This is a genomic window from Pseudomonas sp., from assembly GCF_035512415.1.
GTDB lineage: Bacteria > Pseudomonadota > Gammaproteobacteria > Pseudomonadales > Pseudomonadaceae > Aquipseudomonas.
Genome location: NZ_DATKDZ010000015.1, coordinates 31,669 through 44,606, shown reverse-complemented (window position 1 = coordinate 44,606; position 12,938 = coordinate 31,669). Strand labels below are relative to the sequence as shown.

At 60.9% G+C, this 12,938-nt stretch carries 11 protein-coding genes; 1 reads left to right on the top strand and 10 read right to left on the bottom strand.

Translation table 11 applies throughout. The features are described from left to right. Window positions 1-14: 14 nt before the first annotated feature. From VMP31_RS09190 to VMP31_RS09165, 6 genes are read right to left on the bottom strand one after another with little or no spacing between them, the layout of a single operon-like run. Window positions 15-617 carry an amino acid synthesis family protein gene (locus VMP31_RS09190; protein ID WP_325506305.1) on the bottom strand — a complete coding sequence of 201 codons (603 nt, stop codon included), beginning with the start codon at window positions 615-617 and terminating at the stop codon, window positions 15-17. A gap of 11 nt (window positions 618-628) precedes the next feature. Further along, a complete protein-coding gene (locus tag VMP31_RS09185) occupies window positions 629-1,078 on the bottom strand; it encodes a VOC family protein (RefSeq protein WP_325506303.1) in 450 nt (149 codons plus the stop codon). Between the two features lie 11 nt (window positions 1,079-1,089). Beyond that, window positions 1,090-2,130, bottom strand: a complete 1,041-nt coding sequence (locus VMP31_RS09180) for a glycosyl hydrolase (protein WP_325506301.1) — start codon at window positions 2,128-2,130, stop codon at window positions 1,090-1,092. 13 nt (window positions 2,131-2,143) lie between these two features. After that, on the bottom strand, window positions 2,144-2,938 hold the full coding sequence (locus tag VMP31_RS09175) for an SDR family NAD(P)-dependent oxidoreductase (protein WP_325506299.1): 795 nt from the start codon (window positions 2,936-2,938) through the stop codon (window positions 2,144-2,146). A 26-nt stretch (window positions 2,939-2,964) separates the two neighbouring features. Then, a complete protein-coding gene (locus VMP31_RS09170; protein ID WP_325506298.1) occupies window positions 2,965-4,455 on the bottom strand; it encodes an aldehyde dehydrogenase family protein in 1,491 nt (496 codons plus the stop codon). 10 nt (window positions 4,456-4,465) lie between these two features. Then, the gene (locus VMP31_RS09165; RefSeq protein ID WP_325506296.1) at window positions 4,466-6,007 is read right to left on the bottom strand and encodes an acetolactate synthase large subunit; all 1,542 of its coding nucleotides are present in this window, start codon (window positions 6,005-6,007) and stop codon (window positions 4,466-4,468) included. Between the two features lie 276 nt (window positions 6,008-6,283). On the opposite strand from VMP31_RS09165, the gene VMP31_RS09160 reads away from it, so the two are divergent. Further along, complete coding sequence (locus tag VMP31_RS09160) at window positions 6,284-7,096, top strand: IclR family transcriptional regulator (RefSeq protein ID WP_325506294.1); 813 nt, start codon at window positions 6,284-6,286, stop codon at window positions 7,094-7,096. A 68-nt stretch (window positions 7,097-7,164) separates the two neighbouring features. On the opposite strand, the gene VMP31_RS09155 is transcribed toward VMP31_RS09160, so the two are convergent. The 4 genes from VMP31_RS09155 to VMP31_RS09140 form a co-directional block, all read right to left on the bottom strand. Next, complete coding sequence (locus tag VMP31_RS09155; protein ID WP_325506292.1) at window positions 7,165-8,490, bottom strand: hypothetical protein; 1,326 nt, start codon at window positions 8,488-8,490, stop codon at window positions 7,165-7,167. A 96-nt stretch (window positions 8,491-8,586) separates the two neighbouring features. Continuing rightward, window positions 8,587-9,936: an aminotransferase class III-fold pyridoxal phosphate-dependent enzyme gene (locus VMP31_RS09150; RefSeq protein WP_325506290.1), complete on the bottom strand. Its 1,350-nt coding sequence runs from the start codon at window positions 9,934-9,936 to the stop codon at window positions 8,587-8,589. Between the two features lie 11 nt (window positions 9,937-9,947). Next, window positions 9,948-11,369, bottom strand: a complete 1,422-nt coding sequence (locus VMP31_RS09145) for an aldehyde dehydrogenase family protein (RefSeq protein WP_325506288.1) — start codon at window positions 11,367-11,369, stop codon at window positions 9,948-9,950. An 87-nt stretch (window positions 11,370-11,456) separates the two neighbouring features. Then, the gene (locus VMP31_RS09140; RefSeq protein ID WP_325506580.1) at window positions 11,457-12,908 is read right to left on the bottom strand and encodes an APC family permease; all 1,452 of its coding nucleotides are present in this window, start codon (window positions 12,906-12,908) and stop codon (window positions 11,457-11,459) included. Window positions 12,909-12,938: the final 30 nt, after the last annotated feature.

Here is a 12,938-nt window from a genome sequence, read left to right as displayed (position 1 = left end):
AGCAGTAGTATTCATCAGGTCAGGCCGTTGTCGCCCTTGATATCCTTGGCCTGCAGGCCGCCCAGGCGGGCGTGCAGACGACCACGGCTAGCAAAGGCCCAGATGACAATGACCTCATCCGGAGCCGGACCATCGCCGAAGGACACAGAAACGGTGTCGTACTGAGCGCGCACATACAGCGCATCCTTATGTGCCAGCGGCACATCAATGGTGACACCCGGCGCGCCGCGCTTACCGGTAGACGGCACCCAGGACTTACCGCCACCTAAGGCCTCGCGCACCGGATCGGCCGCGGGATTGGTCAGAAAAGCATTGCCATGCTCGTACTCGCAGTTGCTGCCCACCAGGCAGGCCTTGCCGTAGCTGACGATGGCGCGCCCGCCTGCCAGTTCCTGAATACGCCGGCCGAATTCACAGCCCAGTTCGGGCGAATTCTCGATCAGCTCGCTGAGATCCTCACTGAAACGCCCGGCATAGGGATTATGGATGGCCGCGGCGACCACGTACTTGAACAGCGGTTCGCCATCGGCCAGTTGCCCGCTCTCATTGGCCAGGGTTTCTTCGCTGAAGCTGTACCACTTACGGATGTGGTAATTGGCAAAGTTGCTCGGTTTCATTGTGCAGGTCCTTACAGTGGATCGAGTTTGAAATTACGGCTGGGCGCGCCGGCCGCCTTGAAGCGTGCCTTGGCACGCTCGTCGTCGTGATCCGTTTCGAGAAAGAATTCGAGACGGTTATCGTCGGGGTCGTTGAAGTACACACCGTTGCCGATTTCATGATCGGTGATTTTCACCACCTCGACGCCCTTGCTCAGCAACATGCCGTAGAGCTGACGCAAGGTATCCATGTCACCGGCGATCTCCAGCCCGTAGTGCTGTAGCCCAAGGCCACCCTGATGGGCACCGGGTGCCGCCTTGATCAGCGCGATGTCGTGGTGCTTGGTGCCGAACGCCATCATGATCCAGCTCTCGCCCCGGGCACTTTCGTGCATGCCGAGAACGTCGGCGTACCAGATCGCGGAGGCATCCGGGTCGGTGACGAACAGGGACAGGTGGGTACGCACGATCTCGACTTTCATGGCGGAGCTCCTCACTTCTTGCTGGTGACAGAGGTATGGGCCGGCTTGATCTGCGCCACGGCGGGCGTCCACAGCACGTCAGCGATCTCGCTGAAATCGCGCCATTGCTTAAGCCAGCCGTCACCACCGTTTTCCGAGGTGAACAGGTGGCCGTACTTGGTGCCGGCGATGATCTGCCGCGGGTTGTTGGGGTTGATGCCGATGGCCCAGACACAGGAGTTAGGCTGCTGCGGCAGCGGCAGCAATTCCCAGGTCTGCGCAGCATCGCGCGAGACGAGGATCTTGCTGGTAGTGCCGGGCGTACCGTCGGAGATGCTCAAGTAGACGGTGTCTTCGCTACCCAGCGGCGCGTTCATGGCGCGCACGTAGTACAGACCGAAGTCATCCTTGGCCAGTTGCCCGCTCCAGGTCAGCCCTTCGTCTTCACTGCGGTAGATGGCGTTAACGCACACCACCACCACGGTCTTCTTGCCATGGTTGGACATAACCAGGATGTTGTGGATGTCGGAGTTGTAGTCCCACAACAACCGGTCGTCGACGCGGGTGAAGGTGTCGCCGCCGTCGCGGCTGTGGAACAGGCCGCCCTCTTCCAGGCCAAACCAGACCTGATTGCGGTCGGTCGAATCATAGGCGAAGGCCAATAAACGCGGTTTGCTCACACCGTCGCAGAATTCCGGGATCTCTACCGGCACGCGGTACCAGCTCTGCCCACCGTCGAGTGTGCGCCACAGCACCGCACGAGAAGGCGCGCCGGTACCGACGAAGATACGCAGCGAATCCTGCGGATCGACCGCTACTTTCCACACTGCCTGCCCGTTGAATGGCGAGTCCACCAGTTCCCAGTTACTGCCAACGTCGCGGCTGACGATCAAACCAATATCGGCTCCGGCATAAATCACTTCCGGCTGCTGCGGATCCAGGCTCAGCGAGCGGGTGATAGCATCGAATTCCAGCGGCTGGCCGAGGCCCTGGCGGTGCCAAGTGCTGCCGTTGTCAGCGCTGCGGATGATAGCCTGGCCAACCGTCGCGACCAGAAAGGTTCCGTTGCTCATAGCTGCTTGCTCCTCAGATGAAGATGCCGCGGGTCAGGCCGCCATCAATACCGATGGACTCGCCAGTGACGGCACCGGCCTTGGGCGAGGCGAGAAAACCGATCAACCAACCCATTTCGATGGGCTGCAGGGTGCGACGAATTGGCGTTGCGTCGATGTAACCCTGTTCGACCTGCTGCGGCGTTTTGCCTTGCTTGATGCCCTCACGCTCGTACAGCTCCTGGATATGCGGCGTGTCGACCACACCCGGATGGATCAAGTTGACCGTGACGCCAAACGGCCCCAGCTGGTCGGAGAGCGTCTTGGTCATATGCGCGATGGCCAGGTTGCGCATGCCCGAAAGCACCTTGCTACTGCGCCCGGTCAAGCCACCGATATTGATGATGCGACCGAACCCAGCCGCCTTCATGTGCGGGGTTACCGCCTTGGCGCAGCGGAAGTAGCCGATCACCTTGGTGTTCAGGTCGGACAGCAATTCGTCGTCGCCGGCATATTCGATGTCATTACGCACCACACCGGACGGTGCCGCAGCGCCGTTGACCAGGATGTCGATACGACCGAAATGGGCCTTGGCCGCGCTCACCATGTCGCCAACCGCAGACATGTCGTTGGTGTCGCAGAACAGCGGCAACACTTCATTGCCGGTTTCAGCGGTAATCTCCTCGGCGGCCTGCTGCAGGTACTCCATGCGGCGTGCGCAGATCACCACCTTGCAGCCTTCCTGGGACAGAAAACGCGCTACTTCCTTGCCAATCCCCATGCCGCCACCGGTGACGATGGCCACACGGTCTTTCAATTCCAGATCCATGCCTATTCCTCTTGTCGTTGGTTTGTTCAGGCGAGATCGACGAAGACGCTTTTCGTCTCGGTGTAGGCGTCAATCACGTGCTTGCTCATTTCCCGGCCCCAGCCGGATTGCTTGTAACCACCGAAGGGCGAGGCCGGGTCGACCACGTTCCAGCAGTTGATCCACACCGAACCGGCCTTGAGCTGCGCCGCGACCCGGTGCGCCGAGCGCAGGTCGTTGGTCCAAAGACCGGCGGCCAGGCCAAAGGGTGAGTCGTTGGCGCGGACAACCAGTTCATCTATGTCAGACCAGCTCATGACGGTGAGCACCGGACCGAAGATTTCCTCACGCGCCACGCATGCGCGTTCGGCGCGGTCGAGGAACACGGTCGGCTCAATGAAGTGGCCATGTTCGAGGTGCGTCGGCCGGTTGCCGCCGCAAATCAGCTCAGCACCGTCTTCCTGGCCGCGCTGCAGGTAGCCCTTGACCGTGTCCAGCTGCCGCTCAGAGACCAGCGGCCCCATGCTGGTAGCCGGATTGAGGCCTGAGCCGAGCACGTAAGCCGCGGCATGCCGCGGCAGCTCATCCAGCACCTGATCGAGCACGCTCTCGTGCACATAAAGACGCGAGCCGGCGGTGCACACCTGCCCCTGGTTGTAGAAGATGCCGTCGGCCGCGCCCTTGGCTGCACGCACGATGTCCGCATCCGGGAGGATGATGTTCGGCGACTTGCCGCCCAGCTCCAGCGAGACCTTCTTCATGTTGCCGGTCGCTGCCTGGGCAATCAGGCGGCCGACCTGGGTTGAGCCGGTGAAGGCGATTTTGTCCACATCAGCATGCTGCGCCAGTGGTGCTCCAGTACGAATACCGAACCCCGTGAGCAGGTTGACCACACCCGCCGGGAAGCCGGCTGCCTCGATCAGTTGCACCAGACGCACGGCCACCAGCGGTGTCTGCTCGGCAGGTTTGAGCACCGCGGTGCAGCCGGTGGCCAGCGCCGGACCGAGCTTCCAAACGCACATGGTCAGCGGGAAATTCCATGGCACGATCAGGGCACAGACCCCCACCGGCTCGCGCAACGTGTAGTTGAGCATCGGCGCACCACTGGCCGGGGACACAGGCAATGTGCTGCCCTCGATCTTGGTTGGCCAGCCAGCGAAGTAACGCACGATATTGGCAGCGCTCGCGGCCTCACCCCTGGCGGTAGAAATCGGCTTGCCGTTCTCCAGGGTGATCAGCTGCGCCAGCTCTTCGGCATGGGCATCGATCAGTTCGGCCAGGCGAAATAACAGCAGGCTCCGACGCGCTGGCGACACGTGCCGCCACGGCCCCTCGAATGCAGCACGCGCGGCGGCTACCGCTGCGTCGACATCCGCAACGTCGCCTTCGGCGACCTCGCACAGCACAGCCTCGGTAGCCGGATTCTCTACGGCAAAACGACGACCGCTCGCGGCCTCCTGCCAGCTTCCACCAATAAAGAGTCGGCCAGGGTTAGCCAGGAATTCACGCACTGCAGGCAAAAGTTCGATATCGCTCATAGTCTTGTCCTCAGAGCTCCATTTCGATCAGGCAGGGGCCGGCCGAGGCCTTGGCATCGGCCAACGCGCGCTGCAGTTCGGCATTGCTGCGTACCGTGCTTGCCGGTACGCCGTAACCCTTGGCCAGCGCCTTCCAGTCCACCCGTGGGCGGTCCAGTTCGGTAAGGCTGAGCGCCTGCGGGCCGAACTCGGTCACGCCAAAACGACGCAGCTCGTTCTGCAGGATCGCGTAGCGGTGGTTGGCGGCAATCAGGATCACCACCGGCAACTGCTCGCGGGCGATGCTCCACAACGTCTGGATGGTGTATTGCGCACTGCCGTCGGACTGCAGACAGAACACCCGGTTACCGCGCTCGGCCAGGGCCGCGCCGAAACCGACCGGGATGCCCTGGCCAATGGCACCGCCGGTATTGGTCAACACACGGTGGCGAGCGGCATTGGCCGATGCAGTGAAGAATGGGTACCCGCAGGTTCCCCCTTCGATCGACACAATGCAGTCCTCAGGCAGCGCTGCGGCAAGAACCCGACCGACCGACTGCGGGGTCAGCTGTTCTTGCCCTGGCGGCAGCTCGACCCCGAGAGGGCTGGCCACGAATGCCGGTGCTTCCAGGGCATCGGCCAGGGCGACCAGGGCACCGGTTACATCGTCACCGACGTCAGCCAACGAGAGCAGACGATCGAGCTCGGCCAGGCGAGAGGGAATGCCCTCATAGCCGAAATAACTGATCGGCTCCGGGACGCCGGCGCAGACCACGGCGTCGTACTGGTCAAGAATTTCGATGGCCACTTCGGGGAAGTACGGCAGGCGATCCAGATCCGGCAGACCACCGCCACGATGACTCAGGCGCGGGAAGGTCTCGGCGAACAAACGCACGCCCGGCAGACCGGCCAGACGACCCGCCGCTTCAAGACCGGAAGCAGACAGGCCGTCATCGCCGACGATGAACACCAAGCGCTTGCCGGCACGCAGGCTGCGCGCAACCGCCTCGACCTTGTCGGTGGCAAAACGGCGAACCGGTGGGCGCAAGGCAGAAAAATTCAACCCCGCAGCGACCTCACTCGCTTGCAGATCCATCGGCAAAATCAGGCTGGCGATCTGACCACGTGGTTGCCAGGCCGCCTGTAGGGCGCTCTGTAGATCCTCACCAATAAGTTCTGCCGAACGCGACGTACGCACCCAACCGGACACCGCACCCGCCAACGCAGTGATGTCACTGGCCAGCGGCGGATCGTAATTCACATGCCAGGATGCGTGATCGCCGATGACGTTGACGATTGGGGTATTCGCCCGGCGGGCGTTGTGCAGGTTGGCAATGCCATTGGCGAAGCCAGGCCCCAGATGGGTCAGGGTCATCGCCGGGCGGCCAGCGATACGGCCATAGCCATCCGCCGCCCCGGTACACACCCCCTCGAAAAGCGACAACACCGGCTTCAGCGCGGGCTCGGCAGCCATCGCTGCCACCAGCGGGATCTCGGTAGTACCAGGGTTGGCGAAGCAGTACTCGACGCCGCTGGCGGCGGCAGCCTTGATGAGTAATTCGGCACCATTCATTCGTAGGCCTCACAGTTCTTGCGTTTCTGTTGTGAGATTTATTTCATTAAATATCTTCTAGAACAATATTTTTTTATCAAAAGGCTCAAAATACGAGATTATTGAGATTTTAAAGGGTATATTTACTGCAACATGACCATTCCGCTCCAGCAATAGGTAGGCGCGGACGCGGCACAGCGACGAACGAAACACTCTTTGAACGCGGTAGGCAGAACGCCTGCTATAGAACAAGCGGGCCGCGATAGGCCCGTGGGGATTAAGCAGTAAAGGAGCGCTATGAGCAGCTTGAGCAAGACACTGGGTGTGCTGGACCTCTTCGGTCCACAGCAACTTCAGATAGACCCGGACACCATCGCCGCGCGCATGGGGCTGTCCAGAGCAACCGTCTATCGCTACGTGAAAGATCTTTGCGAAGCCGGCTTGCTGACCCGCGCAGGTGTCGGCAGTTATGCGCTGGGGCCGCGCATCATTGAACTGGACTGGATGATGCGACAGTACGACCCCATCCTGACCGCCGGACGTGAGTTGATGCATACACTCTCTGACGAGACCGGGTTGGCCGTGTTCGCCAGCGTTTTCTACGATGGACGCATCATCAATACTTTCATCACCAAACCCAATGACAGCTATCACTTCGCCTTCGGCCGCGGTCAGCCCCTGCCGCTGTTCCGTGGCGCCCAATCCAAGGTGTTAGTTGCCCACCAAAAGGGCCGGCACCTCCAGAAGCTGTTCGAGGAAAGGATATCCAAGGACCCCGTCAATCCTTGCGCCGCTTACAGCTGGTCAGAGTTCGCCAGGGTAGCCAAGAAGATTCGCAAAGATGGCTATTGCATCACGCACGACGAACTGAACCTGGGGTTGACCGGTATCGCCGCACCGATCATCGACCTCGAAGATAAGGCAGTGGTTGCCAGCCTGTCCGCCGTCGGCACCACTGACAGCTTCAAGTTGCTGCGTCAGGAAACAGTGATCGATATGGTCATCGCAACCACACGGCGTATCGCCGCCAATATGCAGGTACAGCGCACGGCAATCCTTCCGGAACATTCCGCGGAGACTCGGCGGCCTGCAACACAACAGAAGCCGTAACAAAGCCGCCCGATAAGGGGCGGCTTTGACCTTGGCCTGCGCAACATCCAGACGCTAGGCGGCAGGGATTAGAACGGCACGATCACCACCAACTGGCTGTAGACGTTGGTGCCATCACCGCTGACCTGGTTGCCACCGTTGCTGGCATCCTTCTTCGGTTGGTAAAGGCCGACCAGTGGGCTGATGATGAGGTTATCGTTCACTACCCACTCGGCAAACACATCCAGCTCGCGAGCATCCAGGTTCAACGCATTACGCTTGTGCAGGGTGTTGAAGTCAAAGTACAGCGCCCCAAGCGTCAGGTTCGGTAAAGTGTTAACCTTGAACCCCAGGTGATGGATGGCCGTATTGGTGTTGAACGGCCCGGCATAGTTGCCCGCAACCTCCCCCTGGAACCAGGTGCCGTAACCCGTGCTCAGCCCGGTGAACAACGGATCCCAGCTCTCGGAATAGCGGGTGTAGCGATAGGTCAGGTTCGGCGACCAGGCCAGGTCGGCGAAGGTGTAGCCCGCCTCCGCGTACCAGGCCTTCTCGGAGCCGGTGTCCAGGTCCTGCCAGGCATACTCGAAGGCGAAGTTGGCATTCTCGATGCCGGCATCACCCTCACCGCGCAAACTGTAAACATCAAGGTCCTCACGCAGTTTCTGGGCGGGGCTGGCCCACTTGTCGGCGACATCGAGACCATGGACCCAGGTTAGCCCCAGGGTACCCGCCTTGCCTGTGTAGTCCAGGGTGCCGGCGGCCAGCTCGGTCTCGGCCTGGGCGCGGTTGTCAGACTTGAGCCAGACGGCACTGCCGTGCAGGCCCTCTTCCCCACCGATACGGACCACTGCGGTGCGGTCGAAAGCATGCCGTGCGGCTAGATAGTAGGCTCCGCCACGATTCAAGGCACCGTCTGCCGGCCCCTTGCCCAAGTTCAGACCATCGTCGTTGATAAGGAAACCCCGGCCGAGCTTGACAACCTGACGCCCGAAAGAAAGGTCCACACCATCCTGGCCCAGCACCGGAAACATGTCGGCAGAACGCCAGCCCAAATAGGCGTCCTCGATCTTGGTGGTGCGTTCGGAGCCGTCACTGTTGCCACCGGGGTCGCCATCGCCCCAGGTGCCGGAGCTGACCCAGTTGAGTGCACCGTAGGCGGTGCCGGCACCGGCGAGCCCTTGGTCGCCGCTGATACCGTACTTGACGAAGCCCTCGCGCCAGGAAGAACCACCCGCTGTACCGTCGTAGTTCTTGCGGCTATTCATCCAGCCATAAACGGCCAAAAAATCGGCATTCAGGTGAGTGTCTTCATCGGCATACAACTCGTAAGCCTGAGCCTGGCTGGCCATGCCTACCGCTATGGCCAGGGCGAGTCCGCCACGTAAAGCTCCGGTGAATTTTCGATGATTCATGTCAAGGCTCCTATTCTGCCCTTTGGGCTTTTTATTGTTGCTGTTGTGTCAGAGCACCCGCCCACGCGACACCCCAGCGCAGGCGGGTTAGGCAAGCTAGCGATAAGCGCTAATAGCAGTTTCCAAAGCGCAAACAATTAATCCGGCCTCATCAGCCGTGAGGGTCAAGGGAGGCGAAAGAATGATCTTGTTGCCAACTGCGCGAACCAGAACACCCTCACCCCGCGCCACGTCGGCGATGCGCGCAGCATGCCCGGCAGCCGGGTCCAGCGGTTGACGGGTGCGCTTGTCTGCGACCAGGTCGATGGCAATCATCAACCCCTTACCACGGACCTCACCGACAACGTCAAAACGCTCACTGAGCGGTTTGAGCTGCTGGAGCAACTGCGCGCCCACCCGACCAGCATTGCCCGGCAGATCTTCCGCCTCGACGATATCGAGCACGGCCAATGCGGCGGCACAGGCAACCGGATGACCGCTGTAGGTGTATCCATGCATGATCACATTGCTGAAGCCGGGACCACTCTCGATGGCATCGGCTATACGTGCATTGAACACGGTGGCACCGAGCGGGATATAACCGGCTGAAATGCCCTTGGCCAAACACAGGATGTCCGGTGTCACGCCCCAGCCGCGACTGCCCAGGATGCAGCCAGTGCGGCCGAAACCAGTGACCACCTCGTCGGCGATCAGCAGAATTCCATAACGGTCGCAAATCTCGCGCAAACGCGGCCAGTAGTGCTCAGGCGGCACGATCACCCCGCCGGCCCCTTGCACCGGTTCGGCAATGAATGCGGCGATGGTGTTCGGCCCCAGCAAGGCGATCTGGTCTTCCAGCTGGCGGATGCAATGGTCGGTTAGTTGCTCGGGGTCACGGCAATCCCACGGATTGCGGTACAACCAGGGGGTATCGAGCAGATGACAGCCGGCCAGCAATGGACCGTGGTTGTAGTGATACACACCGTTGCCGCCCACCGACGTACCACCCACGTGCACGCCGTGATAACCGTTACGCAGCGAGAGGAAGCGGGTACGACCGGGCTGACCGGAAGCGATCCAGTATTGCCGGGCCATCTTCAGCGCGGTCTCTACCGCATCGGAGCCGCCGGAATTGAAGAGCACGCGCGACATCTGCTCATGGGCGAACATCGAGGTGAGGCGCTCGGCCAAGTCGAACACCCGTGGGTGAGCGATGCCGTCGAAGGTCTGGTAATAGGCCAGCTCATCGAGCTGCGCTGCGATGGCGGCTTTGACCGTGGGGCGGTTGTGCCCGACGTTGACGTTCCATAGCCCGCCCACGCCATCGAGCATGCGGTTGCCGTCGATATCGGTGATGTAGTTGCCATCGCCACGGGCAATGATCAGAGTCTTGGCCCGATTTTCCGGGGACGATGAACTCATTGGGTGCCAGAATTTCTTCTGCGCGGTCTTGTATTTCTCGTACATGATTTCGCTCCTCACACGGTTTCGCGCTTGCGGACGTACAACAACTGTTGGCCGGTACACTCCAGCAGCCCCTCCAAACCGAACTCGACACCAAAGCCGGACATCTTGCTGCCGCCGAACGGTGTATTCGGCTGGATCTGCGCATGGCAGTTGACCCAGGCCACACCACTTTCCAGACGGCTGGCGAAAGCCTGAGCCTGCTCCGGGTCTGCACCCCATACCGATCCGCCCAGACCCATTTCACTGGCATTGGCGCGGCGCAGGGCGTCCTCCTCATCGCGGTAGGCGATCAGTGGCAACACCGGGCCGAACTGTTCTTCATCCACCAGGCGATGGCCGTCGGTGATACCGGTGACTATGGTCGGCGGGTAGAAGAAGCCCGGGCGATCCAGGCGTGCACCACCGCACAGCACCTGGCCACCCTGGGCACGCGCGTCATCGACCAGTTCGGCCACCAGCTCGAGCTGGTCACGGTTCTGCACCGGGCCGAAGTTCACGTCTGCCTCGAGGCCATCACCGATCACCTGACGCCCGGCGATTTCAACCAACGCATCAGCGAAGGCCTGGTACTGGGACTCATGTACGTAAAGACGTTTCAGGGCCGCACAGGTCTGCCCCATGTTGAGAAAAGCGGCCTGAAAAATGTCCTCCACTACGCTCTCGACCGGTGTACCTGGGAGCACGATAGCGGCGTCGTTGCCACCCAGTTCCAGGGTCAGGCGCTTGAGGTTGCCGGCGGCAGCCTGCATAACCCGTTGGCCAGTGGCGGTCGAACCGGTAAACACGATCTTGTGGATGCCCGGATGACTGGATATCGCGCCGCCGAGTCCTCGCTCGCCGGTGACTATGTTGATCACCCCACGCGGAACATGACGGGCAATGATCTCGACCAGGCGCAGGGTGCTGAGCGGAGTCAGGCTGGACGGCTTGCTGATCACGCAGTTTCCTGCGCGCAGGGCTGGCATGATGTGCCAAATGGCGATCATGAATGGCCAGTTCCATGGCGTGATCGAGGCCACCACACCCAACGGCTTACGGTGCAGCTCGATGCGATTAGCCAGGGTGTCCTCGACCAGCTCTACAGGGATTTCCAGATCGGCGGCATAGCGGGTCCAGGCTACCCCACCCATCACCTCTGAAAATGCCAGCGCGAGTGGCTTGCCCTGCTCTGCCACGATCAGTCTCGCCAAGCCCTCGGCATCCTGCTCGATATCATCAGCGATAAGCTGCAAGCACTCTCGCCGGTATGCATGGGTACTGTGCTGCCACCCCTTGAAAGCGGCCTGGGCGGCATTCACCGCTTGATCGAGTTGAGCGCGCGAGCACGCAGTGCATTGCGCGAAAGCAGCCTCCGTAGCGGGGTTAATCACGTCGAAGTGACCGTCCTCGCCCACTACTCGGGCACCGTCGATAAGCATTCGATAGTCGTACATAGGAACCTTCCATTCGCCCACCGGAGGGCAAAGCCCTCGCGGCGGCTGCTTGGTTTTTCAGGGTGAATGATGAGCGCCCGTATGGGCTCAGAGCTTGTGGCTACCCAGTGCCTTGAAGCGCTCGGGGGATATTCTGCGCAGACGCGCTGCCAGCATTACACCGACGATCAGGGCTGCCGGAATGACCGCACAGAGCCCATAGGACAAGGCCTTGCTCGAGCCCGTCAGCACGTCGAAGTGAACCACCGCGATGGCCAGCACGAAGAGCAGCGCGATACAGGAAAATGCCGGCATGACAGTGCTACGAATCAGGTTCAGCTTCAGCTCGGGGTGCTTTCGGAAGTAGACCAGCACGGCAGCCGACGTCAGCGCCATGAGCAGGAGCAAACACAAGGTCGCCAGGCTGGAGAACCAGGCAAAGAGCTGCAGGATTGGATCAGCACCCATGGCAGCAAAGATCAGAACGACCACAGCGGCAATCAGGCTCTGCAAGGCCGAGCCCATGTGCGGACTCTGGTGAATCCGGTGGGTCGTGCCCAACAGGCTGTGCAGCAAGCCGTCGCGACCAATGGCGAAGAAATAACGTGCCGCTGAATTGTGGAAGGCAAGCAGCCCGGCATAGATACTGACCAGGAACAGCACCCGAATAACCCGGGTCAACTCGGGCCCAACAAAGTGGTCGGACATGCCGTAGATAAAGGTGGTCGGATCCTCAAGCGACTGAATGGCAGGCACGATCTTGTCGGCCCCGACACCAATCACCATCGCCCAGACCGACAGTGCGTAGAAACCGCCGATCAGCAGTACCGAGGCATAAGTGGCTATCGGAATGGCGCGCTTGGGATTCTTCGCCTCCTCGCCATAGATGGTAGTGGCCTCGAAGCCGATAAACGCGGCGAAACAGAACAGCAGACCAATCGACGGCGTGCCGCTGAAAACGTGCTCCGGCTTGAAGGAGTCAAGATTGATGCCCGCATCGCCGCCGCTCGTAAGGATGGCGACATCCAGCCAGAGAATGGCCAAGTATTCGGCGATCACGATGAAGGACAGCACCCGCGCAGACAAGTCGATCTTGCGGTAGCCGAGCACGGCGATACTGACCATCGCCAACAGCGAGTAGACCCACCACGGCATGTCTAAACCGAACACACTGGCCATGGTGCCTGCAGCTACAGCACCGAACATGCCGTACAGGCCGACCTGCAGGATGTTGTAGCCGACCATGGCAAGCACCCCGGACGCGCCGCCGGCCAAGCCGCCAAGCCCGCGCGCCGAGAATGCATAAAAACCACCAGCATTGGTCACATGCCGGGCCATGGTGGTGTAGCCCACCGAGAAGGACAGCAGTACCAGCAAGGCAAGCACTAGTAGCGCGGGCATGCCCGCACCATTGCCCAACATGATACCGATGGGGAAGCCACCCGCGAGGACACTCAACGGACTCGCGGCGGACACCACGAAGAAGATGATGAAACCGACGCCGAGGGCACCGCGGCGCAACTCTGTCGAGCTCGCGACCGAAGGGGTATATACGCTCATTTTCTTGACCTTGTTGTATGAGTCAGTCGA

Excerpts from the sequence above, each read along its gene's own strand:
- VMP31_RS09170 (WP_325506298.1), bottom strand. The coding sequence starts at position 4,455 with ATGAGCGATATCGAACTTTTGCCTGCAGTGCGTGAATTCCTGGCTAAC.
- VMP31_RS09180 (WP_325506301.1), bottom strand. The coding sequence starts at position 2,130 with ATGAGCAACGGAACCTTTCTGGTCGCGACGGTTGGCCAGGCTATCATC.
- VMP31_RS09160 (WP_325506294.1), top strand. The coding sequence starts at position 6,284 with ATGAGCAGCTTGAGCAAGACACTGGGTGTGCTGGACCTCTTCGGTCCA.
- VMP31_RS09155 (WP_325506292.1), bottom strand. The coding sequence starts at position 8,490 with ATGAATCATCGAAAATTCACCGGAGCTTTACGTGGCGGACTCGCCCTG.
- VMP31_RS09175 (WP_325506299.1), bottom strand. The coding sequence starts at position 2,938 with ATGGATCTGGAATTGAAAGACCGTGTGGCCATCGTCACCGGTGGCGGC.
- VMP31_RS09185 (WP_325506303.1), bottom strand. The coding sequence starts at position 1,078 with ATGAAAGTCGAGATCGTGCGTACCCACCTGTCCCTGTTCGTCACCGAC.
- VMP31_RS09150 (WP_325506290.1), bottom strand. The coding sequence starts at position 9,936 with ATGTACGAGAAATACAAGACCGCGCAGAAGAAATTCTGGCACCCAATG.
- VMP31_RS09140 (WP_325506580.1), bottom strand. The coding sequence starts at position 12,908 with ATGAGCGTATATACCCCTTCGGTCGCGAGCTCGACAGAGTTGCGCCGC.
- VMP31_RS09190 (WP_325506305.1), bottom strand. The coding sequence starts at position 617 with ATGAAACCGAGCAACTTTGCCAATTACCACATCCGTAAGTGGTACAGC.
- VMP31_RS09165 (WP_325506296.1), bottom strand. The coding sequence starts at position 6,007 with ATGAATGGTGCCGAATTACTCATCAAGGCTGCCGCCGCCAGCGGCGTC.
- VMP31_RS09145 (WP_325506288.1), bottom strand. The coding sequence starts at position 11,369 with ATGTACGACTATCGAATGCTTATCGACGGTGCCCGAGTAGTGGGCGAG.